This is a genomic window from Erwinia sp. SLM-02, from assembly GCF_037450285.1.
Taxonomy (GTDB): Bacteria; Pseudomonadota; Gammaproteobacteria; order Enterobacterales; family Enterobacteriaceae; genus Erwinia.
The window spans coordinates 1,921,111-1,946,450 of record NZ_JAQISN010000001.1; the positions used below are offsets into that span (position 1 = coordinate 1,921,111).

At 56.6% G+C, this 25,340-nt stretch carries 25 protein-coding genes and 1 pseudogene; 12 read left to right on the top strand and 14 right to left on the bottom strand.

Annotated features, from left to right (window positions below):
- The first annotated feature begins 6 nt into the window (after nt 1-6).
- The 3 genes from PGH32_RS08910 (at nt 7) to PGH32_RS08920 (ending at nt 2,192) form a co-directional block, all read left to right on the top strand.
- Nucleotides 7-807 carry a PTS mannose/fructose/sorbose transporter subunit IIC gene (locus tag PGH32_RS08910; RefSeq protein ID WP_314426503.1) on the top strand — a complete coding sequence of 267 codons (801 nt, stop codon included), beginning with the start codon at nt 7-9 and terminating at the stop codon, nt 805-807.
- 15 nt (nt 808-822) lie between these two features.
- Entirely contained in the window at nt 823-1,665 is an 843-nt protein-coding gene (locus tag PGH32_RS08915) for a PTS mannose transporter subunit IID (protein WP_105594156.1), read from the top strand.
- Between the two features lie 68 nt (nt 1,666-1,733).
- A complete protein-coding gene (locus PGH32_RS08920; RefSeq protein ID WP_314426506.1) occupies nt 1,734-2,192 on the top strand; it encodes a DUF986 family protein in 459 nt (152 codons plus the stop codon).
- Here PGH32_RS08920 and rlmA read toward each other — a convergent pair.
- The 5 genes and pseudogenes from rlmA to PGH32_RS08945 all read right to left on the bottom strand — a co-directional run bounded on the left by rlmA (nt 2,173) and on the right by PGH32_RS08945 (nt 5,381).
- Entirely contained in the window at nt 2,173-3,027 is an 855-nt protein-coding gene (gene rlmA, locus PGH32_RS08925; RefSeq protein WP_337893790.1) for a 23S rRNA (guanine(745)-N(1))-methyltransferase, read from the bottom strand. The genes PGH32_RS08920 and rlmA overlap by 20 nt on opposite strands.
- A 164-nt stretch (nt 3,028-3,191) precedes the next feature.
- A complete protein-coding gene (gene cspE / locus PGH32_RS08930) occupies nt 3,192-3,401 on the bottom strand; it encodes a transcription antiterminator/RNA stability regulator CspE (protein ID WP_001062678.1) in 210 nt (69 codons plus the stop codon).
- A pseudogene (locus tag PGH32_RS08935) lies at nt 3,388-3,557 on the bottom strand (DUF2627 domain-containing protein). The gene cspE and the pseudogene PGH32_RS08935 overlap by 14 nt, the downstream one beginning before the upstream one ends.
- Nucleotides 3,558-4,076: 519 nt before the next feature.
- Nucleotides 4,077-5,081 carry an MBL fold metallo-hydrolase gene (locus PGH32_RS08940; RefSeq protein WP_337893791.1) on the bottom strand — a complete coding sequence of 335 codons (1,005 nt, stop codon included), beginning with the start codon at nt 5,079-5,081 and terminating at the stop codon, nt 4,077-4,079.
- Nucleotides 5,082-5,105: 24 nt separating this feature from the next.
- Nucleotides 5,106-5,381 carry a YebO family protein gene (locus tag PGH32_RS08945; protein ID WP_314426531.1) on the bottom strand — a complete coding sequence of 92 codons (276 nt, stop codon included), beginning with the start codon at nt 5,379-5,381 and terminating at the stop codon, nt 5,106-5,108.
- Nucleotides 5,382-5,619: 238 nt separating this feature from the next.
- Here PGH32_RS08945 and PGH32_RS08950 point away from each other — a divergent pair, with 238 nt between their 5' ends.
- On the top strand, nt 5,620-5,856 hold the full coding sequence (locus PGH32_RS08950; protein ID WP_314426534.1) for a YobH family protein: 237 nt from the start codon (nt 5,620-5,622) through the stop codon (nt 5,854-5,856).
- 33 nt (nt 5,857-5,889) lie between these two features.
- Here PGH32_RS08950 and kdgR read toward each other — a convergent pair whose 3' ends face one another.
- Nucleotides 5,890-6,681, bottom strand: coding sequence for a DNA-binding transcriptional regulator KdgR (gene kdgR, locus PGH32_RS08955; protein WP_314426536.1), 792 nt, complete (start codon nt 6,679-6,681; stop codon nt 5,890-5,892).
- Between the two features lie 189 nt (nt 6,682-6,870).
- On the opposite strand from kdgR, the gene PGH32_RS08960 reads away from it, so the two are divergent.
- Nucleotides 6,871-8,250 (top strand): MFS transporter, encoded by a 1,380-nt coding sequence (locus PGH32_RS08960; RefSeq protein WP_337893792.1) that lies wholly within the window; start codon nt 6,871-6,873, stop codon nt 8,248-8,250.
- A 122-nt stretch (nt 8,251-8,372) separates the two neighbouring features.
- Here the strand turns inward: PGH32_RS08960 and htpX are convergent, their stop codons facing one another.
- From htpX to PGH32_RS08980, 4 genes are all read right to left on the bottom strand, one after another.
- On the bottom strand, nt 8,373-9,254 hold the full coding sequence (htpX, locus tag PGH32_RS08965; protein WP_314426545.1) for a protease HtpX: 882 nt from the start codon (nt 9,252-9,254) through the stop codon (nt 8,373-8,375).
- 212 nt (nt 9,255-9,466) lie between these two features.
- The gene (gene prc, locus PGH32_RS08970; RefSeq protein WP_337893793.1) at nt 9,467-11,512 is read right to left on the bottom strand and encodes a carboxy terminal-processing peptidase; all 2,046 of its coding nucleotides are present in this window, start codon (nt 11,510-11,512) and stop codon (nt 9,467-9,469) included.
- 19 nt (nt 11,513-11,531) lie between these two features.
- Nucleotides 11,532-12,230: an RNA chaperone ProQ gene (gene proQ, locus PGH32_RS08975; protein WP_314426550.1), complete on the bottom strand. Its 699-nt coding sequence runs from the start codon at nt 12,228-12,230 to the stop codon at nt 11,532-11,534.
- A 96-nt stretch (nt 12,231-12,326) separates the two neighbouring features.
- Nucleotides 12,327-12,827, bottom strand: a complete 501-nt coding sequence (locus tag PGH32_RS08980; protein WP_337893794.1) for a GAF domain-containing protein — start codon at nt 12,825-12,827, stop codon at nt 12,327-12,329.
- A 209-nt stretch (nt 12,828-13,036) separates the two neighbouring features.
- Between PGH32_RS08980 and yebS the strand changes: the two genes are divergently transcribed.
- The 3 genes from yebS (at nt 13,037) to rsmF (ending at nt 18,447) form a co-directional block, all read left to right on the top strand.
- Nucleotides 13,037-14,281, top strand: coding sequence for a membrane integrity lipid transport subunit YebS (yebS, locus tag PGH32_RS08985; RefSeq protein WP_337893795.1), 1,245 nt, complete (start codon nt 13,037-13,039; stop codon nt 14,279-14,281).
- Nucleotides 14,250-16,883: a PqiB family protein gene (locus tag PGH32_RS08990; protein WP_337893796.1), complete on the top strand. Its 2,634-nt coding sequence runs from the start codon at nt 14,250-14,252 to the stop codon at nt 16,881-16,883. Before yebS ends, PGH32_RS08990 begins: the two co-directional genes overlap by 32 nt.
- A 127-nt stretch (nt 16,884-17,010) precedes the next feature.
- Entirely contained in the window at nt 17,011-18,447 is a 1,437-nt protein-coding gene (rsmF, locus tag PGH32_RS08995; protein ID WP_337893797.1) for a 16S rRNA (cytosine(1407)-C(5))-methyltransferase RsmF, read from the top strand.
- A gap of 253 nt (nt 18,448-18,700) precedes the next feature.
- Here rsmF and PGH32_RS09000 read toward each other — a convergent pair whose 3' ends face one another.
- Complete coding sequence (locus PGH32_RS09000; RefSeq protein ID WP_314426561.1) at nt 18,701-18,994, bottom strand: hypothetical protein; 294 nt, start codon at nt 18,992-18,994, stop codon at nt 18,701-18,703.
- A gap of 236 nt (nt 18,995-19,230) precedes the next feature.
- Here PGH32_RS09000 and PGH32_RS09005 point away from each other — a divergent pair, with 236 nt between their 5' ends.
- Both PGH32_RS09005 and PGH32_RS09010 read left to right on the top strand, forming a co-directional pair.
- Entirely contained in the window at nt 19,231-20,025 is a 795-nt protein-coding gene (locus PGH32_RS09005) for a spermidine synthase (protein WP_337893798.1), read from the top strand.
- Nucleotides 20,026-20,124: 99 nt separating this feature from the next.
- Nucleotides 20,125-21,240: an AI-2E family transporter gene (locus tag PGH32_RS09010; RefSeq protein WP_314426567.1), complete on the top strand. Its 1,116-nt coding sequence runs from the start codon at nt 20,125-20,127 to the stop codon at nt 21,238-21,240.
- Between the two features lie 174 nt (nt 21,241-21,414).
- On the opposite strand, the gene PGH32_RS09015 is transcribed toward PGH32_RS09010, so the two are convergent.
- The 3 genes from PGH32_RS09015 to copD form a co-directional block, all read right to left on the bottom strand.
- Nucleotides 21,415-21,798 carry a bleomycin resistance protein gene (locus PGH32_RS09015; RefSeq protein ID WP_337893799.1) on the bottom strand — a complete coding sequence of 128 codons (384 nt, stop codon included), beginning with the start codon at nt 21,796-21,798 and terminating at the stop codon, nt 21,415-21,417.
- A 1,002-nt stretch (nt 21,799-22,800) separates the two neighbouring features.
- Nucleotides 22,801-23,136 carry a YebY family protein gene (locus PGH32_RS09020; protein ID WP_314426579.1) on the bottom strand — a complete coding sequence of 112 codons (336 nt, stop codon included), beginning with the start codon at nt 23,134-23,136 and terminating at the stop codon, nt 22,801-22,803.
- Nucleotides 23,137-23,191: 55 nt separating this feature from the next.
- Nucleotides 23,192-24,070: a copper homeostasis membrane protein CopD gene (gene copD, locus PGH32_RS09025; protein ID WP_337893800.1), complete on the bottom strand. Its 879-nt coding sequence runs from the start codon at nt 24,068-24,070 to the stop codon at nt 23,192-23,194.
- Nucleotides 24,071-24,259: 189 nt separating this feature from the next.
- Between copD and PGH32_RS09030 the strand changes: the two genes are divergently transcribed.
- Together PGH32_RS09030 and PGH32_RS09035 are read left to right on the top strand one after the other, a co-directional pair.
- The gene (locus PGH32_RS09030) at nt 24,260-24,490 is read left to right on the top strand and encodes a DNA polymerase III subunit theta (RefSeq protein WP_314426582.1); all 231 of its coding nucleotides are present in this window, start codon (nt 24,260-24,262) and stop codon (nt 24,488-24,490) included.
- Between the two features lie 79 nt (nt 24,491-24,569).
- Nucleotides 24,570-25,328 (top strand): carbon-nitrogen hydrolase family protein, encoded by a 759-nt coding sequence (locus PGH32_RS09035; protein WP_337893801.1) that lies wholly within the window; start codon nt 24,570-24,572, stop codon nt 25,326-25,328.
- Nucleotides 25,329-25,340: the final 12 nt, after the last annotated feature.

A 25,340-nucleotide genomic window follows, 5' to 3' on the forward strand; every position in this document is an offset into this window, starting at 1 on the left:
AGTGTAATGGAGATTACCACGCTGCAAATTGTTCTGATATTTATCGTCGCCTGTATAGCGGGCATGGGCTCAATCCTTGATGAATTTCAGTTCCACCGCCCCCTGGTCGCCTGTACGTTAATCGGTGCGGTTCTGGGTGATATTAAAACCGGGATCATCATCGGCGGTACGCTGGAGATGATCGCGCTGGGCTGGATGAACATCGGTGCGGCAGTTGCGCCGGATGCCGCCCTGGCTTCCATCATCTCCACCATTCTGGTTATTGCCGGCGGGCAAAGCGTTGGGGCCGGTATTGCCCTGGCGATCCCACTGGCGGCTGCCGGCCAGGTTCTGACCATCATCGTGCGTACCATCACCGTGGCCTTCCAGCACGCGGCGGATAAAGCCGCAGAGAAAGGCAACCTCACCGCCATATCGTGGATCCACGTTTCGGCGCTGGTCCTGCAGGCGATGCGCATCGCCATTCCGGCACTGATTGTGGCGATTTCGGTCGGCACCAGCGTGGTTCATGACCTGCTGAGTTCAATTCCGGAAGTGGTAACCAACGGCCTGAACATCGCCGGTGGCATGATCGTTGTCGTCGGTTATGCGATGGTGATTAACATGATGCGCGCGGGTTACCTGATGCCGTTCTTCTACCTCGGCTTCGTAACCGCCGCCTTCACCAGCTTTAACCTGGTGGCGCTGGGCGTTATCGGCGTGGTCATGGCCATCCTGTACATCCAGCTGGCACCAAAATACAACCGCGTTGCCGGTGCGCAGGCTGCGGGCCCGGTAAATAACGACCTTGATAACGAACTCGATTAAGGAAAGGTGAGAAAAATGGTTGAGACAACAACGCAAAAGAAACTGACTCCCGGTGATATCCGCGGAGTGTTCTTACGCTCAAACCTGTTCCAGGGTTCGTGGAACTTCGAACGTATGCAGGCGCTGGGCTTCTGCTTCTCCATGGTGCCGGTGATCCGCCGTCTGTATCCTGAGAATAACGACGACCGCAAACAGGCGATTAAACGCCATCTGGAGTTCTTTAACACCCATCCTTACGTGGCGGCCCCGGTACTGGGCGTGACCATGGCGATGGAAGAACAGCGCGCCAACGGCGCACCGATTGATGATGCCGCCATCAACGGCATCAAGGTGGGCCTGATGGGGCCGCTGGCCGGCGTGGGTGACCCGATCTTCTGGGGTACGGTACGCCCGGTGTTTGCCGCGCTAGGTGCCGGGATCGCCATGAGCGGCAGCCTGCTTGGCCCGGTGCTGTTCTTCGTGCTGTTTAACCTGGCGCGCCTGCTGGTCCGCTATTACGGCGTGGCCTACGGCTATCGCAAAGGGGTGGATATCGTCAGCGATATGGGCGGTGGCTTCCTGCAGAAACTGACGGAGGGGGCGTCGATACTCGGCCTGTTTGTCATGGGGGCGCTGGTTAACAAGTGGACGCATGTTAACGTGCCGCTGGTGGTGTCGCGCATTACCGACCAGACCGGAAAAACCACCGTTACCACGGTGCAGTCGATCCTCGACCAGCTGATGCCGGGGCTGATCCCGCTGCTGCTGACCTTCGGCTGTATGTGGCTGCTTCGCCGTAAGGTGAATGCGCTGTGGATTATTATGGGCTTCTTTGTTATTGGTATCTTTGGCTACTGGGTAGGCCTGCTCGGCGTCTGAGCCTGACTATCAGCATCATTGACTCACGGGGGCCAGCACAGTCTGGCCCTTTTTTTTCGGACGGGATTATGCAACTGACTGATTACCTGATTTTGCTGTTTATTGTTTTGATTCTGCTCTACGCCATTTACGACGAGCTGATCATGCCGCGCCTTAACGGCCCGACGCATCTGAAGATCCTGCTACAGCGGCGGACCAAGCTCGACAGCCTGATATTCATCGGCCTGCTGGCCATCCTGCTCTATCAGAACCTGCGCGTACAGGGGCCACAGCTAACCACGCTGCTGCTGCTGGCGCTGGGTGCGATGGCGGTATGGCTGTTCTGGATCCGCGCGCCCAAGCTGCTGCTGAAAGAGCACGGTTTCTTTTTTGCCAATGTCTTTATCACCTGGGATCGTATCAGCGCGATAAATCTGTCTGAGGATGGCGTGCTGGTCATCACGCTGGAAAATCGTCGCCTGCTGATCTACGTCCGCAGGCTGGACGATCTGGAGACAATCTACAAGTTTATGCTGGAGAGTCGCTGACGGCGGCGTCTGCTTCATCCTGCCGCTGCCACAGCCGCAGGGTGAAATCCGTTTCGCAGGCAAACTCGGTGGTGGTGGCAAGGATACCCCACACCTCAGGGCGGGCGCGCCAGGCAAACGGCGTCATCTGCAGCAGCGCGGCCGACTCTTCGCTGTTCAGCGTCATGGGATAGCCCAGCGACTGTTCATCAACCAGCGTGAAGCCGGGCATCGCCTCAACCGCGTTATCGTGCAGCTTGGCATCCTGATAGATCAGCGCTTTGAACTGCAAAAGATGGCGCGGCCCGGGCGTGACGGTCAGCACAAAGCCCTGCGGCCTGACGACCCTGGCCAGTTCGGCCGCTTTGCAGGGGGCATAAATTCGCAGCACCGCATCAAACTGGTTATCGCTGAACGGCAGACGATGGCTGGACGCCACGCAGAACTCCACGTTAGCGTAGCGTTTCGCGCCGTAGCGAACGGCGATCTTCGCCACGTCGAGGCCGTAAATCGTCGAGTCGCTGCGTTTTTCCTGCAGGCTGCTGGCCACGGCCTGGGTGTAGTAGCCTTCGCCACAGCCGATATCCAGCACCTCCACCGCGTTCTGCGGCAGAACTTTATCGAGGATCTCACACACCCGCTGCTGCAGCGGCTGATAGTGGCCCGCATCCAGGAAGTTGCGCCGCGCCTGCATCATCTCCGCGCTGTCGCCGGGCTGTTTAGATCGCTTGTGCTGGACCGGCAGCAGGTTGATATACCCTTCCTTAGCCAGATCGAACTGATGTTGGTTATCACAGCGCAGCGTGCGCTGGTGAGCGATTAAAGGCTGCTGGCAAAGGGGACACAGGTAGGACATAACAACTCTCCGCTATCAAAGACGGCGGCAGTGTACTTGAAACCGGCTCGGTTCTGCACTATTTCTTGCCGCAAACAAAAAAGCTCTGTCATCGCTGACAGAGCTTTAGTATTCAGATTTCAGGCTGCACTACGCAAGGCGTGAGTGACAGACTCAAATCGAAATCAGATTGCGGTGACGTTCACAGCAGCAGGGCCTTTCTGGCCGTCCTGAATTTCGAACTCAACGTTCTGGCCTTCAGCCAGAGTTTTGAAGCCGTTACCCTGGATTGCAGAGAAGTGTACGAACACATCTTTGCTGCCGTCAGCAGGAGTAATGAAACCAAAACCTTTAGACTCGTTGAACCACTTAACCTGACCTTTAATCTTTGCCATTTTGCAAATTCCTTAGAGTGTTTATTAGCCCGTAGGCCTGACGTACAGAAAAACCAGAGACATTACTGCATGAGGCATAAATTAAGGCTCGGCAAGGAAGCGGTATTCAACGTCAACGTCTTTACTCAGAACTTCTTTACTGAAGATGCCACACATAAACAGAACTGTACCTCGTTTAACTCAAATGCGTTTATCACATATCCGCTTATTAATGGCAAGTTATTTTTAGGCAAGCATTGAGATGTCGCACACAATTGAAACAGCAAAGGAGGTAATGACCCCATTTAACCGATTCCAGGCACAAAGGTTGCACATATTTTCATCCCAGTTAAACCCCGATGCCGCAGGGGTTTAACTGGCATAAAACGCTGCCAAATGGCGGCCATATTACGATAATAAACTACAAGTATTACGTAATTATGGCAAAGCATTGTCGAATAAAATCTATTGGACTCCCGTCTTCTCCCGCCATGACAGCAAGTTACGCCGCCTGATATCGCGCCGTAACCGTCATCGGATAATTAAGTCTGCACCAAAAGCAGGAGCATGTCGATTTCTCTGCCCCATTAAAAGGCATTGCATCATTATTTGGAATTAATCTTATTTTTCATTTTAATTACGCTATTCGACGCAGCTCTCATTATTCGCTATTACATATAAAAAAATAGATTAGGATTAATCTTGACATATATTGTTCAACAGTACTCTTGCACCTATTCGCCATGCCTGAAAACGGTCACTGTCCAGCCCGCCCCGCCCCATTGCCTGGCGTAATACGCGGGGAGGCTCATCCAGCGATTCATCCGCCAGTTCAAACACGCCCCAGTGAATCGCCACCGTATGCGGCTGTCCCATGGCCTTGTGCAGGGACACGGCCTGATCCGGATCCATATGCTGGCCGCGCATGAACCATTTTGGTGCATAGGCGCCGATAGGCAACGCCGCCAGGTCAAACGGCCCCAGCCGTCGGGGGATCTCCAACAGGTTATCCGAATAGCCGCTGTCGCCGCTAAACCAGAAGTTGAATCGCGGATGCTTCACCACCCAGCCGCACCACAGGGAGCGGTTACGATCGCGCAGCGTGCGCATACTCCAGTGGCGCGCGGGGACGGCAGAAAAGGTTAATTCCCCTGCGCGGGCGCTTTGCCACCAGTCCAGCTCCTCCACGTTGACCGCGCCCAGGCGCTGAAACCATGTCGCCAGCCCCAGCGGCACCACAAAACGCACCTGCGGAAAACGACGAAGAATTTTTTTAATGGTCGGCCGGTCAAGGTGATCGTAGTGGTTGTGGGAAATCAGCACGGTATCCAGGCCGGGCAAATCCTCAATCATCAGCGCAGGCGGCGTTTTACGCTGCGGCCCGGCGAACGGCAGCGGCGAAGCGCGTGACGACAACGCCGGATCAATCAGCGTATACCGGCCATCAAGGCGAAGCAGCAGGCAGGCGTGCCCCAGCCACCATACGGCATCCGCGTCACCGCTGAGGTCGGCGGGCTGCCACCACTGGCGGGTAAACTGCGCATAGCCCTGCGCCGGCGGCTTCGGCAACCCCTGCTCTTTGCGCTCGCGACGCCAGCGTTGCAAATCGCCCGCCTGCCGCAGCTCGGGCTCGGGATTACAAAAACCGTCAGGGGTATGGTGAGAGAGTGCGGGATCGTACCAGGGATTTTTCCAGGCCATTGCAATTACCTTATTCCCGGAGGATCAGCGCTCCGGGATCATGCGAATAAAATCTTTCTCGGCATCGTCTTCGGGTGCCTGCTCCGGCTGTGCTTTTTCTGAGGTGTTCTCCGTCAGTTTACGCAACAGCGCGTTCTGGCGTTTCTGCTCTTCCAGCAGCGCTTCCAGCAGTTGGATCTGCTGATTGGCCCGCACGCTGGCCCGGTTAACAAAAAACCAGACCACCAGGCCGATGATCACCAGGGCCATGATCAGCGCCGTTGAGGTCATCCCCTGCACGTCATTTACCATTTCGTTCATACCCACCTCAAAACTGAATTTACGTCACCGGTTCACCCGGCAACACTGCGGCTGTAGATTCTACCCGCTGCTGCGCCAATTGATAGCCACATCACAAAATTTACGCGACGACAGCACGGGCAGGCAGGGATGTTTCAGCATCCTCTTATCGCTTTGTCGGCGCATTGACGGCATGCTGACAAAGCAGCCCCCGGTGGACCGGGCTAATCTGCGGATAAACAACAATAAAGGGGATAGCATGAGAGTATTGACGCGACTGGTGGCTCTGCTGGTGATTATCTGGCTGGCGATGCTGGTAACCGGCTACGGCGTACTGACCGGCAGTAACAAGAACGTGGCGGGAATGGGCCTGCAGTGCCAGTACCTCACGGCGCGCGGCGTGGTGATTGCGCAGTACCTGCATACCGACAGCGGTATTATCGGCGTGACCGATTGCCCCCTGCTGAGAAAAAGTACCGAAGTGGTCGACAACTAAACCCGGGCGGGCCGGTCATCACCGGCCCGTCACTCAAAAGGGATAGTCCGCATAGCCCTGCTGTGCAGAAATCGTTTTTGCCGCGCGATGCAGCATGGCGACATACGCTGCTTTATGCTCTTCCGCAAAGCGGATCGTCGGGAAGGAAATACTCAGCCCGGCAATCACCACGCCAAAGCGGTCAAAGACCGGGACGGCAATACAGCGAATCCCCTCTTCCTGCTCTTCATTATCTTCGCCATAGCCCTGCGATCGAACGCGGTCGAGCGCCGTTAACAGCTCATCAACGCCGTTAAGCGTTTTCTGCGTGCTGAGAACGAACTCCACATCGGCGAGGATCTCGCGCACCTCATCATAATTTCGCCACGCCAGCAGCACCTTACCAATGGCCGTGCTGTAAAGCGGGTTGCGCCGCCCGATGCGTGAATACATGCGCAGGTTATAGAGCGAATCGATCTTATGGATATAGACAATGCTGTCCTCCTCCAGCGCGCCAAGATGAATCGCCTCGCGGGTCTGGCGGGAGATCTCGCGCATCTGAATGTCAGCACTGCGGATCAGATCCACGTTCTGTAAAGCCTTAGCGCCCAGCTCAAACAGCTTCATGGTCAGCGCATATTTTTCAGATTCGCCTTCCTGAGACACGTAGCCCAGCGTTTTCATGGTCTGCAGAAACCGGTAAACGGTGCTTTTCGACATCATCACGCGCTGTGACAGCTCGGTAATGCCGTTTTCCCGTTCTTCACCGAGCGCCTGCAAAATGCCAAACACTTTCATCACCGAAGAGACGGCATCCGGTTGCTTATCTGACTCGGTACTGGACATTGCGCTTTACCTTTGTGTTTTATTAAAAATGGAACGCTATTTCCAGTATACGTACCGCACCCTGACGCTGCAACGACGCCTGCCGCCCCGTGGACACATCCGGTGATAGTTTTCAGTCATTTACCCTCTGGCAAAAATCGTAAAAAGCATTAGCATGGTAATATTCACCTCTTACACTACTACCTCGCTATGTCTTCAATTTCTGTCAACGACGGCCTGCCCGTCCCGCAACGCTACGGCGCGATTCTGGCTATCGCGCTGGGTATTACCGTCGCCGTACTCGATGGGGCGATTGCCAACGTCGCCCTGCCCACCATCGCCCGCGAGCTTAACGCCAGCCCGGCGGAGTCGATCTGGATTGTTAACGCCTACCAGCTGGCGATTATTATCTCGCTGCTGTCGCTGGCGTTTATTGGCGATATGATCGGCTATCGCCGGGTCTATCAGTGCGGGCTTGTGCTGTTTACCTGCACCTCGTTATTTTGTGCGCTCTCCGACTCGCTGACCATGCTGACGATTGCACGCGTGCTGCAGGGCTTTGGCGGCGCGGCGCTGATGAGCGTCAACACCGCGCTGATCCGCATTATCTACCCGCAGCGGCAGCTGGGGCGGGGAATGGGCATAAACTCGCTGATTGTGGCGGTGTCCAGCGCAGCCGGCCCTACCGTCGCCGCGGCGATCCTGTCAGTCGCTTCCTGGCAGTGGCTGTTTCTGATCAACGTGCCGGTCGGCATTGCCGCGCTGTGCCTCGCCCTGCGCTTCCTGCCTGACAATCCGCAAAAATCACAGGGCCAGCGCTTTGATGTGCCCAGCGCCGTGATGAACGCCCTGACCTTTGGCCTGCTAATCTCGCTGCTCAGCGGCTTTGCCCAGGGCCAGAACGGCACGCTGCTGCTGGTCGAGCTGGTGCTGCTGCTGATTATCGGTACGCTGTTTATTCGCCGCCAGCTGCGTCTGCCGTTCCCGCTGCTGCCGGTCGATCTGCTGCGCATTCCTATCTTTGCCCTCTCCCTTGGCACCTCGATCTGTTCTTTCTGTGCCCAGATGCTGGCGATGGTGTCGATACCCTTTTATCTGCAGAACGTACTGGGCCGCAGTGAAGTGTCAACCGGCCTGCTGCTGACGCCCTGGCCGCTGGCAACGATGGTCATGGCCCCCATCGCCGGGCGGCTGATTGAGCGGGTGCATGCCGGTCTGCTCGGGGCGATTGGCCTGGCGATGTTCGCCAGCGGCCTGTTCGCGCTGGCGCTGCTGCCGGCCGCCCCGACGGATGCCGACGTTATCTGGCGCATGATGCTCTGCGGCGCGGGTTTTGGGTTGTTTCAGTCACCCAATAACCACACGATTATCTCTTCCGCTCCGCGCAACCGCAGCGGCGGCGCCAGCGGAATGCTCGGCACCGCCCGCCTGCTGGGGCAAACCAGCGGTGCCGCGCTGGTCGCGCTGATGTTTAACCTGTTCGCCAGCCAGGGGACGCATTTCTCCCTGCTGCTGGCGGGCAGCTTTGCCACCGTCGCCACGGTGGTCAGCGCATTGCGCATTCGTCAGCCGCGCAGCCTTCACGAATAGGCGCCGCGTGGCGGGGTCTGTTTGCCCCGCAGCCCGGTGTCGACGGCATAAAAAAAGCCACTGTCCTGCAGACAGTGGCTTTTTGACGTTACCCCTTCGGGTTACCGGGCGCGACCGGTCAGTTACTTAAGATACTCACCGGTACGCAGCGCTTCAATACGCTTATCCAGCGGCGGATGCGACATAAACAGCTCGCTCAGCGACTTGGATTTCCCGTTGATGCAGAACGCCATCATGCTGCTGGCTTCCTGCGGTTCATAGCTGGTTTTCAAACGCTGTAGTGCAGCGATCATTTTTTCACGACCGGCCAGACGCGCCGCTCCGGCATCCGCATGGAACTCGCGGTGACGGGAGAACCACATGGTGATAATGCTGGCGGCAATACCGAACACCAGCTCCAGCACCATCGACACGGCAAAATAGACCAGCGGGTTGCCGTTGCTGCTTTCTTCATTATCGCGATTCCCCGAGAGGAACCCGGCGGCCAGCTGGGCCAGAATACGTGAAATAAAGATCACAAAGGTGTTCACAATCCCCTGAATCAGGGTCATGGTCACCATGTCACCGTTGGCAATATGGCTGACTTCATGGGCCAGAACCGCCTCGGCCTCATCGCGGCTCATGTTCTGTAACAGGCCGGTGGAAACCGCTACCAGTGAAGCATCGCGGCGCGCGCCGGTAGCAAACGCGTTAATATCGGGCGCGTGATAGACGGCCACCTGCGGCATGGCAATGCCGACCTGCTGCGCCTGACGCGCAATGGTGTCAACCAGCCAGCGCTCGGTCTCGGTACGAGGCTGTTCAATCACTTCACCGCCCACGGAACGTAACGCGATCCACTTCGACATCAGCAATGAAACGAACGCACCGCCGAAGCCAAACAGACCCGCCATTATCATCAGGCCCATCACACTGCTTGACTGGATCCCTGTCAGGCTGAGGATCAGCCCGAAAACCAACATTACGCCCAGGTTGGTTAACAGGAAAAGAGCAATACGCATCATATGATTTAATCTTCCTCGGTTATTTACTCACTGTACGCAGGGGTACAAAGATGTACTGATATCGTAAGGTCAACGCAGCACAATTCAAGCCCTGTGCGCCGTTAAGTGTTTAAAAAAACATAACTTTACATTTTCAGCAGGTTTTAAATGCAGTTTCTGACGAGCGTATACACGCATAAAAAAAGGCACAGCGGGCGCTGTGCCTTCGGGTCTTAGTTGACCGCTGCCGGCGTGGCCGGCGGCTGCTGTTTTTCCAGCTGCGCCAGGTCATTGGCAATGTTGACCGTTTCATCAAGATACGGGTCGGGTTCTTTATAATCCTTCGGCAGATCGTCCAGTTTGACCAGCGGTTTTTTACCTTCCGCTTTCAGTCGGGCGTTGATCCGCTCCAGGCGCAGCGCATCATCTTCACGGTTCTCTTTCTCACGCTCGGCCAGATTCAGCGAAATGATATTGCGCTTATCTTTATTGGCGTTGAAACGTGCGATGTCCTTGATGATGTACTGGAACTCGGCATCTTTCGCAATGCGGTCCTGGTGGTCTTTCAACAGCTTCGGTTCCAGCGGTTGCAGATCGCCAATCTTGGTATAGGTTGCGGCGGTCACGCTATCCCACGGCAGCGCGTTGTCCTCAAATTTCTCACCGGTTTCAATCGCTTCCACGCCGGTTGGCATCAGCAAATCGGGCGTTACGCCTTTACGCTGGGTGCTGCCACCGTTGATGCGATAAAACTTCTGAATGGTGTACTGCACGGACCCCAGCGCTGGCCATTCCGGACGCAGCATCTGATCGTAGATGCGATTCAGCGAGCGGTACTGTTGCACGGTGCCTTTACCAAAGGTTGGCTCCCCGACAATCAGCGCACGTCCGTAGTCCTGCATTGCCGCAGCAAAGATCTCTGAGGCAGAAGCACTGAAGCGGTCAACCAGCACCACCAGCGGTCCTTTATAGTAGGTCACACCATCGTTGTCGCTGTCTTCACGGACTTTGCCGATATTGTCGCGCACCTGCACCACCGGACCACCGGGGATGAACAGGCCGGAGAGGGAAACCGCTTCGGTCAGCGCACCACCACCGTTGGTACGCAGGTCGATGACGATGCTGTCAACGTTCTGCTTCTGCAGTTTCTGGAGCTGCACCTTCACATCGTCGGTCAGGCCTACATAGAAACCGGGAATATCCAGCACGCCGACTTTTTCTTTGCCGACGTTGTGCACGGTCATTTTCACCGCGCGGTCTTCCAGACGGATTTTCTCACGCGTCAGGGTAATAATGCGGGTTTTGGTGCCTTTACCGGCCGGCAGCACTTCCAGGCGAACCTTACTGCCCTTCGGCCCTTTAATCTGCGCAACCACGTCATCCAGACGCCAGCCGATCACATCGACAATCGGTTTACCCGGCTGGCCGACGCCGACGATGCGGTCGCCAACGGTGATGGCTTTGCTTTTCGCCGCCGGACCACCGGCAACCATCGAATTGATCACCGTGTAATCATCATCCATCTGCAGCACCGCACCGATGCCTTCCAGCGAGAGGCTCATTTCGGTGTTGAACTGTTCGGTATTACGCGGGGAAAGATAGTTAGTGTGCGGATCGATTTCGTGAGCAAAGGCGGTCATCGCCAGCTGGAAGACATCTTCGCTGTTGCTCTGCGCCAGTCGACGCTCGGCAAACTGATAGCGCTTGGTGAGAACTTCGCGGATCTCTTTCTCATCTTTACCGGTCAGCTTGAGGCTCAGCTCATCGTATTTGACCTTGGCATCCCACAGCGCATTAAGTTCATCGGTGGTTTTCGGCCAGGCGGCCTTGCTGCGGTCAATATCAATGGTGTCGTTACCGGTGAAGTTCATCGGCTTACTTAATACCGACAGGGCATACTGGTAACGCTCAAAGCGGCGTTTCTGGGTCAGATTATACAAATCGTAGAACACAGAAAGCTGGCCGGTTTTCAATTCTTCGCCCAGCGTGGTTTTTTTATCAGCGTACTGTGCAATGTCAGACGCTAACAGCACGTTGTGGCTGTAGTCGAGCAGGTTCAGATAACGATCGAAGATTTTTGCTGAAAAATCTTTATCCAGATCGAACTGACGGTAGTGGGAACGGGTAAAGCGGGAAGTCACGCGTTCACTAACGGTTGCGTGTTGGGCTTCCTGATGCAGCTGCGGGATCTGATCGGCGCGGGTGATATTGTCCGCGGCGTAAACATTGCCTGCAAAAAGCAGGCCCGCAATGATGGTGCTTTTAAAAAGAGTGTTCATGCCCTGATTAGCCTCCGTATCAGAACTGCAAGTGTTCTGCGCGTACTATCATTGCCAGGCCGGAAGCCAGCTGCACCCGGACGCCATCTTTACTGATTTCAAGAATGGTCGCGTCCATGGCATTTTTGCCCGCGGTCACTTTAATGCTCTGGCCAACTTGCAATGCTGAGGTGTCGGTAACGGGTTTGCTACGCGACGGCTGAGGCTCTTCACGTGCAGCTGCAGCTGCCGGAGCGCGCTCGGTCTGCGGACGGGCAGGCTTGCTGCGCGGTTTGCGCGGCTGCTCACCTTCGGCTGCAGGCTTGCGGGCAGGCTTTCGTGGGCGACGCGGCGCGGTTTCTTCACCGGCTTCACGTTTTTTCGCCTGCTGCTGCTCGCGCTGTGCCTGAACGCGTGCTTTTGCTTCTTCAAGCTGTTTGCGGGCATGTTCAACATGCTGCTCATCGAGCTTGCCACAGGCGTTACCGTCCAGATCTACGCGGTCGGCACCGGCTTTAATGCCGTACAGATAACGCCAGCTGGAGGTATAAAGACGCAGTGCAGAGCGAAGCTGGGTTTTACTCAGCCCCATTTCGCCCTGTACGCGGTCAACTAAATCCTGAAAGATCCCAATCTTTAATGGTCGCGCTTCGCCTTCAGCGCTAAAGCACTGAGGGAAACGCTCTGCCAGAAAGGCAATGACTTCTTTAGTGCTATTCAACTTAGGTTGATTTTCCATGAAATTTCCTGATTACAACGGGTTTGCCAATCAGCGCAGGCATGAACAGGCGTCATTATAATGACCCCATCAACAATTGCTACGTGATCCAGCGCTTTAGGTGCGTTTCATGCGAATAAATTTTTCCACATTGGTGCCGGCCAGCACCTCGCACAGCCCGTCCGTTAAGGCTTTCAGCCCAATTTCATCCTCATTATCGAAACGGTTATACTCCACGCTGTCGATATCTAACACCCCGATTACGCTACCGTTAACCACCAGCGGCAGGACAATTTCAGCATTGCTGGCCGCATCGCAGGCGATGTGACCGGGGAACTGATGGACATCATCAACGCGCTGCACGGCGTTTTCCGCGACGGCCGTACCACAAACGCCACGCCCTACCGGAATACGCACGCAGGCGATTTTTCCCTGGAAAGGACCCAGCACCAGGGTATTTTCTTCTGTTAACAGATAGAAACCGGCCCAGTTAACGCCTTCAAGACGTTCATACAGGAGTGCGCTACAGTTACCCATGGCGGCCAGGAAGCTGGTTTCACCCGTTAACAGGGCACGCATATCCCGATTAAGGTCGGAGTAGAATTCTGTTTTTGTCATTGTTTAACCATTATGGAATCTGTCGCGAAGCCCACAGACGCTTCGCTGAATAAAATTGTGATAAATGCCAGCGAGACAGGATGATTCATGTCGTTAGTTAATATAACCTTAGAGTTGTATGAAGCGATCTGCACGATTCAAACGAGTCACGTGACTTGCCTAAATCTGCCCTGCACCTGCGCTGTTTGGGCCTAAGCACGACCGGGAATATGAAAATACACGCCATTAGTCATGCTCTGCCACAGGCACGTTATCAGCGATGTCCGCAATGCGATACCCTTTTTTCCTTACCAGATGTGAAATCCAGACAGTCGGCCCACTGCCCGTGCTGTAACGCGCGGATTCTGAACGGACGGGACTGGTCGATGACCCGCCTGACGGCCATGGCGGTGACGATGATGCTGCTGATGCCCTTCGCCTTCAGCGTGCCGTTGATGACGGTTCACCTGCTCGGCACCAATATCCGCGCCAGCCTGCTGGGCGGTATCATGCAGATGGCGCAGCAGGGTGACGTGATCACCGCCTCGATGGTGGCCTTCTGTACCATTGGTGCCCCGGTCACGCTGGTGGTGTCGATCTGCTACCTGTACTTCGGCGAAAAGCTGGGGATGAACCTGCGCCCGGTGCTGCTGATGCTCGACAGGCTGAAAGAGTGGGTGATGCTGGATATTTACCTGGTAGGCGTTGCCGTGGCGTCAATTAAAGTGCAGGACTATGCCTCGATTGACCCCGGCACCGGGCTGGTAGCCTTTATCTCGCTGACGCTGCTCAGCCTGCTGACGCTTATCCATCTCAACGTTGAGCAGCTGTGGCATCGTTTCTATCCGCAGCCGGTCCCCAACGCGCCCCATGCTTCACTGCGCGTATGTCTGAGCTGCCATCACACCGGCGTGGCCGATGAACGCGGCCGCTGCCCGCGCTGCCATACTCCGCTACCCTTTCGCCGCCACTTCAGCCTGCAAAAATCCTGGTCAGCGCTCATTGCGTCGATTGTTTTGCTGATCCCGGCTAACCTGCTGCCGATTTCGATCATCTATCTGAACGGCGCACGCCAGGAGGACACCATCCTGTCCGGCATTATGTCCCTCGCCTCCGGCAATATTCCGGTGGCCGCGGTGGTGTTTATTGCCAGTATCCTCGTGCCGTTTACGAAAGTCATCGTACTGTTCAGCCTGCTGCTGAGTATCCATTTCAACTGCGAGCAGGGGCTGAAAACCCGGATCCGCCTGCTGCGCGTCGTGAAGTGGGTCGGCCGCTGGTCGATGCTGGATTTATTTGTTATTTCACTGACTATGTCGCTGGTCAATCGTGACCAGCTTCTGGCTTTTACTATGGGACCGGCAGCCTTCTACTTTGGCTCGGCGGTTATACTGACTATTCTTGCCGTTGAATGGCTCGATAGCCGTTTACTTTGGGATGCTCATGCAACAGGAAACGCCGACTACACCGACTAGCGCACGCGTCGTCAACCGGCGAAAAATTTCGCCGTTCTGGCTGCTGCCGTTTATTGCCCTGCTGATTGCCGGCTGGCTGATCTGGACTAATTACCAGGAACGCGGCACGACGGTGACCATCGATTTTGCCACCGCCGACGGTATTGTGCCCGGTCGTACGCCGGTCCGTTACCAGGGGGTTGAGGTCGGACTGGTGCAGGGCATCAGCATGACCGACGATCTGCGCACCATCAAGATCAAAGCCAGTATCAAAAGCGATATGCGCGATGCGCTGCGTGAGGATACCCAGTTCTGGCTGGTGACGCCGAAGGCCTCTCTGGCCGGCGTTTCGGGGCTTGATGCGCTGGTGGGCGGTAACTATATCGGCATGATGCCCGGCAAGGGCGAACCGCGCGAAAACTTCGTAGCGCTCGACACCCAGCCGAAATACCGCGTTAACACCGGTGAGATGCTGATCCATCTGCACGCGCCGGACCTCGGATCCCTCAACAGCGGGTCGCTGGTCTACTTCCGCAAGATCCCGGTGGGCCGCGTTTACGATTACAGCATCAATCCCGATAATCACAACGTCACCATTGATGTCCTGATTGAGCGCCGCTTTACCAATCTGGTGAAAAAAGACAGCCGCTTCTGGAACGTGTCCGGGGTTAAAGCCGACGTCGGGCTGAGCGGAGCCAAAGTCGAGCTGGAAAGCGTGGCGGCGCTGGTCAACGGCGCGGTGGCCTTCGACTCACCGGGATCCTCGGGCAATGCAAAAAGTGAGGACAGCTATACGCTCTACCCGGACCTGGCGCACAGCCAGCGCGGCGTGGCGATTACGCTTGACCTGCCGGACGGTAAAAACCTTAAGGAAGGCACTACGCCGCTGATCTATCAGGGTCTGGAAGTGGGCACCCTGACGAAAATGACCCTGCAGAACGGCGGTAAAGTCACCGGCGAACTGACGCTGGACCCGTCGGTGACCGGCCTGATGCGCAGCGGGACGCGTATCGAAATGCACAGTCCCAAAATCAGCCTTAACGACAGTTCACTGAGCAGCCTGCTCACTGGCAATACGCTGGAACTGGTCCCCGGCGACGGCGAGCCGCAGACCCACTTCGTGGTGCTGCCGGATAATGAATCCCTGCTGCAGCAGCCCAACACGCTGGTGCTGAAACTCAACGCGCCGGAAAGCTACGGCATTGATGCCGGGCAGCCGTTGATCCTCCACGGAATGCGGATTGGCCAGGTGCTGAGCCGAACGCTGACGGAAAAAGGCGTCAGCTTCAGCATCGCGGTAATGCCGGAATACCGGCAGCTGGTGCACGGCGACAGTAAGTTTATTATCAACAGCCGGCTGGACGTGAAGCTGGGCATCGACGGCATGGAAGTGCTGGGTGCCAGCGCGCGGGAGTGGGTTGACGGCGGCATTCGCCTGGATCCCGGCAGCAAAGGCGAGCTGAAAGACGTCTATCCGCTCTACGCCAACAGCGAAAAAGCCGAGGAAGGGGTCACCGGCGATCGGCTCCCCACCACCCTGACGCTGGTCGCCACCAGCCTGCCGGATATTCAGGCCGGTTCCGTGGTGCTGTATCGTAAATTCCAGGTGGGTGAGATTATCAACGTCACCCCGCGTGCAGATGCGTTCGACGTCAGCGTACATATTAAACCGGAGTACCGCCGTCTGCTGACGCAGAACAGCGTTTTCTGGGCCGAAGGCGGCGCCCGGGTTCAGCTGAACGGCAGCGGTCTGACCGTGCAGGCTTCACCGCTGAACCGTGCCCTCAAGGGCGCCATCAGCTTTGATAACCTCAGCGGTGCCGGAGCCGGTCTGACGCGCGGCGATAAACGCATTCTGTATGATTCAGAAACCGCCGCCCGCGCGGTGGGCAGCCAGATCACGCTGCGGACCTACGATGCCAGCAAGCTGTCGGCCGGAATGCCAATCCGCTATCTCGGCATTACCATCGGCCAGATGGAATCGCTGGCGCTGGGTGCCGATAACAATCAGGTCATCGCCAAAGCGGTGCTTTATCCGGAGTATGTCGACAACTTTGCCCGCCTGGGCAGCCGCTTCTCGGTGGTATCTCCGCAGATCTCAGCGGCCGGGGTCAATCATCTGGAAACGCTGCTGCAGCCCTATATCAACGTCGATCCGGGTAAAGGCCGCGCGCAGCGCACCTTCGAACTGCAGGAGTCCACGATCACCGACGCCCGCTATCTTGACGGCCTGAACGTAGTGGTTGACGCGCCGGAAGGCGGCTCACTCTCCGTCGGCACGCCGGTGCTGTTCCGCGGCGTTGAGGTGGGAACCGTAACCGGTACGGCGCTGGGCAGCATGGCCGATCGCGTGCAGATCACCCTGCGCATCAGTAAAAAATATCAGCATCTGGTGCGCAATAACTCGGTGTTCTGGCTGGCCTCCGGCTATAACCTGAAGTTCGGGCTGATTGGTGGCGTGGTGAAAACCGGCACCTTCCAGCAGTTCATTCAGGGGGGTATCGCCTTCGCTACGCCGCCAACCGTCCCGCTGGCTCCGCGCGCCACCTCCGGCAAGCACTTCCTGCTGGAAGAAGAAGAGCCGAAAGACTGGCGGAAATGGGGCACCGCCCTGCCGCAGTAATCTCCCCATCGGGCAGCGCAGGCTGCCCGATTTATTTGCGGGCTACCGCGACAGAATCGCCCTTTCTCACCGTGCGCCGCCAGGACTGTGGTAAACTGTGCCACTGTTAATTTTGTGGATCCAGCCCGTGTCTCACTCTTCCCGCGTCTATTTTCCGCCCGCTTTTCTCAGCCTGATGCAGCAGATGCTGCCCGATCCCGCCGAATTCGACCGCTTTATCGCGATGAGTGAACGGCCGCTGCGCCGCAGCCTGCGCGTTAACACCTTAAAAATCAGCGTTGAGGATTTCCTTGCGCTGGTCGCGCCGATGGAGTGGGCATTAACGCCGATCCCGTGGTGCCCTGAAGGCTTCTGGATCAGCCGTGACTATGCCGACACGCTGCCGCTGGGCAGCACGGCGGAGCATCTGGCCGGCCTGTTCTATATTCAGGAGGCCAGCTCAATGCTGCCGGTCACGGCCCTGTTCGAGGGTTCGCCGGCCCCGCTGCGGGTGATGGACGTGGCGGCAGCGCCCGGCTCCAAAACCACCCAGATCGCCGCCCGAATGAACAACAACGGTGCCATTCTGGCCAATGAATATTCGGCCAGCCGGGTGAAGGTGCTGCACGCCAACCTCAGCCGCTGCGGCATTAGCAACACGGCCATGACCCACTTTGACGGCCGCGTATTTGGTGCCGCCCTGCCGGAAACCTTCGATGCCATCCTGCTGGATGCGCCCTGCTCGGGTGAAGGCGTGATCCGCAAAGATGCCGATGCGCTGCGCAACTGGTCAGAGGCCAGCAATGCCGGGATCGCCGCCACGCAGCGTGAGCTGATTGACAGTGCGTTCCACGCCCTGCGCCCCGGCGGAACGCTGGTCTATTCGACCTGTACGCTGAACACGGATGAGAATCAGCAGGTTCTGGCCTGGCTGCTGGCGCGCTATCCGGAAGCGGTGGAAGTTGAACCGCTCCATCAGCTGTTTGACGGCGCGGAAAAAGTCGCCACCGCCGAAGGCTATCTGCACGTTTTCCCGCAGATTTTCGACAGCGAGGGCTTCTTCGTGGCCCGCCTGCGTAAAACCGCCGGCATTCCTCCCCTGCCGAAGCCGGGATATAAAGTCGGCAAGCCGCCGTTCAGCCCGATGACCCGCGCCCAGCAGCAGGAGGTCGCCGCCGCCGCCGCGAAGTGCGGGCTGCGCTGGGATGAGCAACATACGCTGTGGCAGCGTGACAAAGAAATCTGGCTGTTTCCGGCGGCGATTGAAGCGCTACTGGGGAAAGTGCGTTTCTCACGCATCGGGCTTAAACTGGCGGAAACTTTCCCGAAAGGCTATCGCTGGCAGCACGAAGCGGCGATTGCCCTTGCGGATCCTCACGCCGCCAATGCGGTTGAGCTGAGCAGTGCCGAAGCGGAAGAGTGGTATCGCGGGCGTGATATTTACCCCGAACGCGATCTTCCCGCCGGGGAGCTGATTATCTGCCATCAACGGCAGCCGATTGGGATCGCGAAAACCGTGGGAACACGCATCAAAAATAACTATCCGCGCGATCTGGTGCGCGACGGCAGGTTATTCAGCGCATAAAGCAGACTGGCCCGGAAACGGGCCAGCTAACGCACAAATTCATTAGTTTCGGAAAGTATTGAACTCCGGTTTAAATGCGGTGGTCTACAGTAACTGACTAACCTTATGCTGCAGGGATTCAGCACCTCATGAAAAACCGTTATCAGTTCTACTTCACCCTGGCCTTAATCACCACCGGCAGCCTGTTAATTATTGAGGTACTGGCCCGTCTGGTGCATCTGATTATTGTCGGATAAACGGGACAGGCTGCAGATTATTTCATCGCCCGCGGATTTTTACGCAGAGAGCCGGTCCAGCTAAAATCCTTCACTTCGCTTTCTTTTGCCGCCGCTGGTTTACGGGGCTTTTTCACTTTGACCAGTTTCGTGCTTTCGCGGATCACGCGTTCCTTCATGACCAGCCGCTTTGCTTCTTTCAGGATCTCTTTTTCTTCTTTCTTGCTGGCGATATGGCCGAGTTTCGTGGTCAGGGCTTTCACCCGCAGGTCGACCAGCACTTTCTCTTCTGCCGTAAACTGGTCAATCGAAATCTCTTTATCGTTTTTCATGCTTCGAGCTCCCTGCCTGCGTCACCGCAGCGGATATCCACTGCGATGGGGCAGCTTTTATCGTAAAGTGCCAGGAGGCAGCGCACAAGTCACGATCGCGCAAAACCTTCGCTCTGCCCCATCTTTCTGACTGCGTGCCTGCATTTGCGTGCTGTGCTACCCTCGCGATGCCGCGTGCCGCTGAAGCGACAGCCCGCAGCGGACGCTTTTTCGCCACCCGTTTAAAAGGAGTTAAAATGAAAGACCTCGGGCATGCCGGTTCAGTTTCGCTGTTCCGTATTCGTGGCGATATTGTTGCCAGCAGCAGCGACGAGCACGGGCCGATTACGGTCATCGAGAATAAAATTTATCGCATCCTCACCTTCGACCGCATGTGTGAACAGAGCAAGATGCAGGTCAGTGACCCGGCGCTGCCGGTACATAACTACATCCGTGCGATGCTGATGGCCGTTGCACTGAAATCTCCGGCAACGGCGCTGATTCTGGGGCTGGGCGGCGGCTGCCTGCCAAGGGCGATCGCCGCCCGCGATGCGCACTGTGCCATGGATATCGTTGAGCTGCGTCCGGCGGTGATCGATATCGCCCGGCAGCACTTCTCCCTGCCGGAGGGGGATCATATTCACTATCACGCTGCCGACGCCGACAACTTCATTGCCGGTGCAGAAAGCGATCGCTACGACCTGATTTTTTCCGACCTGTACGCTGCCGATACCATGTCACCGCTGCAGGAGATGGAAACGTTCCTGCAGCACAGCGCCCGCGCGCTCAGCGCGGAGGGCTGGCTGGTGCTCAACTATCCGCAGCGCCCGGCGGCAAACGGCCCGCTGATCCAGGCGCTACAGCGGCAGTTTTCCACCCTGCTGCGCTGCGTGGTGCCCAGTGGAAACGTGGTGATTTATGCCAGCAACATCCCGTTTGAACTGCCGCTAAGCGAGCTTCAGATGCGGGCAAAACGCGCGGGCAACCAGTTCTGCACTGATTTTTCCAGCCTTACCCCCAAGCTTGCGATTTTAAGCGGCCGGCAGCCGTAATCCCGCCGCCGCCATTTTTTTTGCCGTTTAGTTGCCGGTTTATCGATGCTGTGCCAGGTTTAGCTCGTTATTAAGGATGTTAAACAAAGAGAACAAAGCATGATGATTAAAGGTATTGGTAAGGGATTCTTTATTTTAATCCTGGCGGCAACCACGCTGGGTTTCTTCCACATTCTGGGGCCCTATTTTTCCGCGATTCTGTGGGCCGCCATTCTGGCGGTGATTTTCCACCCGCTGAAAACACGCATCAGGAAACAGCTCAATGATAAAAACGGCATTTCAGCGCTAATTACGCTGCTGATCATTTGCCTTATCGTCTTCATCCCCCTTGCGGTTGTCGCCTCCTCGCTGGCGGTGGAATGCAACGCGCTCTATAACCGCCTGCAAAACAACCAGACCGAACTGGCGACGGTCGTCAGCGGCGTGGTGAATCACCTGCCAGAGTGGATGCGCCATTTCCTGGCGGAAAACGATCTGAATAATGCAGACCAGATCCAGCAGCAGCTATCGGGCGCGGCCATGAAGGGCGGACAGTTCTTCGCCGGCAGCATCATGCTGATCGGTAAGAGCACCTTCAGCTTTACCATCGGATTCGGCGTAATGCTGTATCTGCTGTTCTTCCTGTTGAAGGATGGTGCGTACCTGGTGGGACTGATTTTCGCCGCCGTGCCGCTGTCGGATCACGTTAAGCACCATCTTTTTGTAAAATTTGCTGCGGTATCGCGGGCAACGGTAAAAGGCACGGTGGTGGTGGCTGCGGTTCAGGGCGCGCTGGGCGGTATTGCCTTTTACTTCGCCGATATCCAGGGCAGCATTCTCTGGGGCTCGCTGATGGCCTTCCTGTCGCTGATCCCGGCGGTAGGCTCTGCCATTATCTGGCTGCCTGTGGTGCTTTACTTCCTGTTCTCCGGCGCGATGGTAAAAGGCCTGGTGCTGGCCTTCTTCTTTGTAGTGGTGATTGGGCTGATTGATAATATCCTGCGCCCGCTGCTGGTCGGCAAAGACACCAAGATGCCGGATTACCTGATCCTGATTACCACGCTGGGCGGCATGGAAATTTACGGCATCAACGGCTTTGTGATCGGTCCGCTGATCGCCGCGCTGTTTATTGCCAGCTGGAACCTGTTCTCCGGTAAAGAGCATCGCGGTAACACCGAAGAGATCGACCCGGAGTTTATCGAGGAAGGCCTCAATCATCCTGAAAAGAGTGAATAACGTCGGCATAATCGCACTGTTTTTAGCGTTCGAAATAACCGATTGGTATAACCGCATTGTGTTTATCGCTGTGCGGTCTGCTGAGTAAAACGATCGGTTATTGAACACTGGCAAGTCGACCGATAAAACTCCCTGTTATTCATCGCCGGGCCATATAACGTGGCCCGGCTTTTTTTATTCTTGCGAGCGACCCTTCTGCTCATTTTCAATCAGCCGGATCAGCGTACCGTCGGGATCGACGAGCGCGCCCATCTTCAGCCCCCACGGCTGCATCTTTGGCGGATGGATACGCGGGAAATCCGTGCATTTCTCCGGGATCCCTGCCACCTGCAGCAGGCGATAAAACGCATCAACATCATCCAGCCGCAGGCAGCAGCTGAACCAGCTGCCGTAGGGATCCACCTCGGGATGCGGGAAAAACTCCAGCACCACGCTGCCGGAAACCATAATCATCCAGTGCTCATCCTGCCAGGTGGTAGTGAACCCCAGCGCGGCATAAAACTGCTGGGTGGCGCTGAAACTGCGCGAAGGCAGGTTCGGGGTGGCATAATCGGTCATGGTCGCGGCTCTTCGATCGTCAGGGCATATCCGCCCCGGGGCTAGTATTACAGTACTGAGCCTGAAAGAGAACGATAAGAAGACGTATCGAATAGGGTTGAGTGGAAATGTAGAAATGTTGGTGAATGCTACCGCATTCTGAAGATTATTAATCCACTGTGCGAAATCAAATCACAGTTATTACAGTCTGCAGCCATTAAGGCTGCAGGGTTTTATCAATTATTCTACAAATGCTCATAACCAGATGTGGTCCGGTATTTTGGCAATTCATTACCACAATGGATAGTTTCTGATTAGCCGGTAAAGGCCGATTAAAGTCAGCATGCCAACCCCTGAAAGGCAAAAGCACAGCAGACTGGCACCCCACGTTAAACTGACGTCCTTTTTCATGTGACTCCCTCCTGAGAACAACATGGTGCAATAAAATTTGGTCAGAATGTAATCGTTTCTTCAGATCAATTTCGCCTTATCGATCAGTTAAACAGATCGATTACCAGGCAAGCACACAGCACCAATTCCGGGTTCCCTGCGCTCACTCGTTATCGGCTGCGGCGTTGATCTTTTTCCTGTTCGCGGGATCAACGTGAAATCCAGAGGCATCAGATGACGTTGCCAGTTCCCTTAGCAGCACGAAATATCCATGGAACCATGAGCGGTGACTGACGTAAGCATGTTCAGAGGTGGATTCCCGGCAGGTTGTACAGTAAAGAGAGAGGAAAAGAATTCGCACATAAAAAAAGACCGAAGACGATTCCTGTCTTCGGTCCAGGGAAATGGCTCTTCTCAGAGCCGTGCGCTAAAAGTTGGCATTAATGCAGGCTTGTTGCCTGACTCTTAAAAGATAGACGAACTGCAGGGGATTGCCAGACGGCATGTTGCAAAGTAGTTACGGATTGTTAGCATTGTGATCGAGGTGGCAGAAACGGCGAGTTACCGCAGAGCACGGGGGCTGATGCGGTGAGAATGGATGCGCCAGTACGTTCCCGGCGCAGCCATCAGAGATCAGTTACAGAGCTTTTCGGCGCGGGCGATAATCGGTGCCAGGCTTTTTTTATGCCCCGGGTTAGCCGGGTCGTCTGCCAGCATCTTATCAATCGGCATGCCCTTAATCCGGCCGGCTTTCATGCTCTCTTCCGCTGCCGCATTAAGCGGGTACTGCACCAGGGTGCCGTCGTTAATGGCTAACAGCACGTTGCCCTTTTCGCAGCTGAGCATCATCTCTTCACGAGTGAACGGCCAGTTGTCTTTACCTATGTCAAAGCGGCTGACGGTTTCAATCCCGGCCAGCGCGCTGGTGCTGACGCTCAGAACAGCAAACATTAGTGCCCGTTTTTTCATTCTCTTATAACCCTTCATACAGTGCTTGATACGGTGGATCGGCGGCTGCCGCCGATCAGGCCGGTTCCATGGTGGCAAACAGGCTGACGGAGAGCAGCGCCAGCGCCGCCAGCGCCACTTCTATGCGCGTCGTGGTGACAAATAACAGCTGTGCGCCTTCGCCGCTGCGCTGAAAGCGCGGCACCAGCCAGTAGCGGTTGAACAGCGCGATGCCGCACATGGCGGCGACCAGCAGCGTTTTAATCAGCAGCAGCTGGCTATAAAGCCGGAAACTCACGGGCGGCCATCCCAGCAGCAGCAGCGCGGCCACCGCCCCGCTGACGATCGCCAGCGCAACGGCAAGATGCCCGTAGCGGGAATAGCGCATCATGGTTTTAATCGCATCGTAGCGGCAGCGGCCGTCGCGGGCTTCCCGCATCAGGACCACCACCGGCCACAGGCCGCCCGCCCAGAATGCGGCCGTCACCAGATTGACAATCTGATTACCGCGCTGCAGCACGCCCATCCCGCCGTCCAGAATCGCCGCGTGGCCAACAAACGCCAGCCCGGCCAGCTGCAGCAGCGCGCAGAGCAGCAGGCTCTGCTGCCGCACCCGGCCCCTCAGTAACAGCAGCAGGCAAGCCAGCAGCGCCAGCGCGAACTGCCCCTGCCAGACCCGGCCAAACCCGGTTTGCAGCACGGCAGCCCAGACATCGGGGTTGATCGTATCCTGCCACCCCTCCCCCAGCAGACCGGTCTGGGCGCTTAACAGCAGCACGGTGGTAACCAGCGTCAGCCAGCAGGAGGCCACGATCGGCAGGCGAAGCCGATCGCTGAGCTGCGCACGGTAGCGGGCCGGTGCCAGCAGCGTGGTAAACACGCCCGCGCCCATCAGCGACATCAGCGCGCCGAAATGCAGCCAGCGGCAGACAATATAAAAGCCGGTTAGCGACATATTATTTCAGGCAGTTGTTACGCATAGTGCTCAATCATCCTTGCGAATAGCGGTGCCGGGCGACCAGAGGCCGAAAGAATACCCCGCTTAAATAGCAGTGTCGAGGTGATAACGACTATCGGTTAGCCACTAAACTTGCTAATCCGTGCCTTCTGCATTATTTTTGCGGCAAACCGTCTGGAGAAGATAATGAGCAACAATCTGGCCACGCTGCCGCAGGAAGAAAAAGACAAAATTAACGTTGATCTCGCCGCTGCCGGGGTAGCGTTTAAAGAGCGATATAATATGCCGGTTATCGCCGAAATGGTCGAACGCGAACAGCCAGAGGCGCTGCGTGACTGGTTCCGCCAGCGGCTGGCGCACTATCGCCAGCTGTCGCTTTCACTTTCGCGCCTGCCGTATGAACCTAAGCAAAAATAATGACTTGTCATTTTTCCGGGCATCGGTTGAGATAGCTTGCAGCTCATCACTGCACCCCATCTCAACCACGGGAGTTACTATGTCCGGCTGGAACGTTGCTGCAGCACAGTCAGGGTCACGCCCTGGCGATATCGCCTGGAATATCCTTCATCACCTGGAATTTATTCGTCATGCCGCCGCCCACGGCGTCGATTTACTGATGTTTCCCGAGCTGTCTCTCACCGGATACGAACTGCCGCTGATGGCGGAGCTGGCTTTGTCGATCGACGATCCCCGCCTGCAGGTTTTTGCCGATGCCGCAGTGGAGCATCAGATGGGGATCGGCATCGGCCTGCCGCTCATCAGTGAGGATAACGTCAGGCTGTCTGCCGTGACGTTCCTGGCGGACGGCACCCGCATTGTCTACAGCAAACGCAATCTGTTCGGCGAGGAAAAGCAGATATTCACCCAGGGGAGTGGCGTGCCGATGTTCGGTCATCAGCGCCACAACGTGGTGCTGGCGATCTGTGCGGATATCAGCGTCGCGCAGTATGCCCATGATGCCGCCCGTCAGGGAGCCGATCTCTACGCTACCAGCGTGCTGGTATCCGAACAGGGGTATGAGAAAGACTGTGAATACCTCGCACGCTGGTCGCGTGAGTGCAGAATGGCGGTGATGATGGCCAATCACGCCTGGCCAACCGGCGGTTATCACAGTGCGGGCAAAAGCGCCTTCTGGGGACCGGACGGCCGCCGGGTGGTACAGGGCGGCAGTGGAGAGGCGCTGATTATCGCCCGCCGCAGCGGTAATCATTGGCAGGGAGAGGTTCATCCGTTACCCTGCACCTCGGTTCTGTAAACGGGAGAGAGT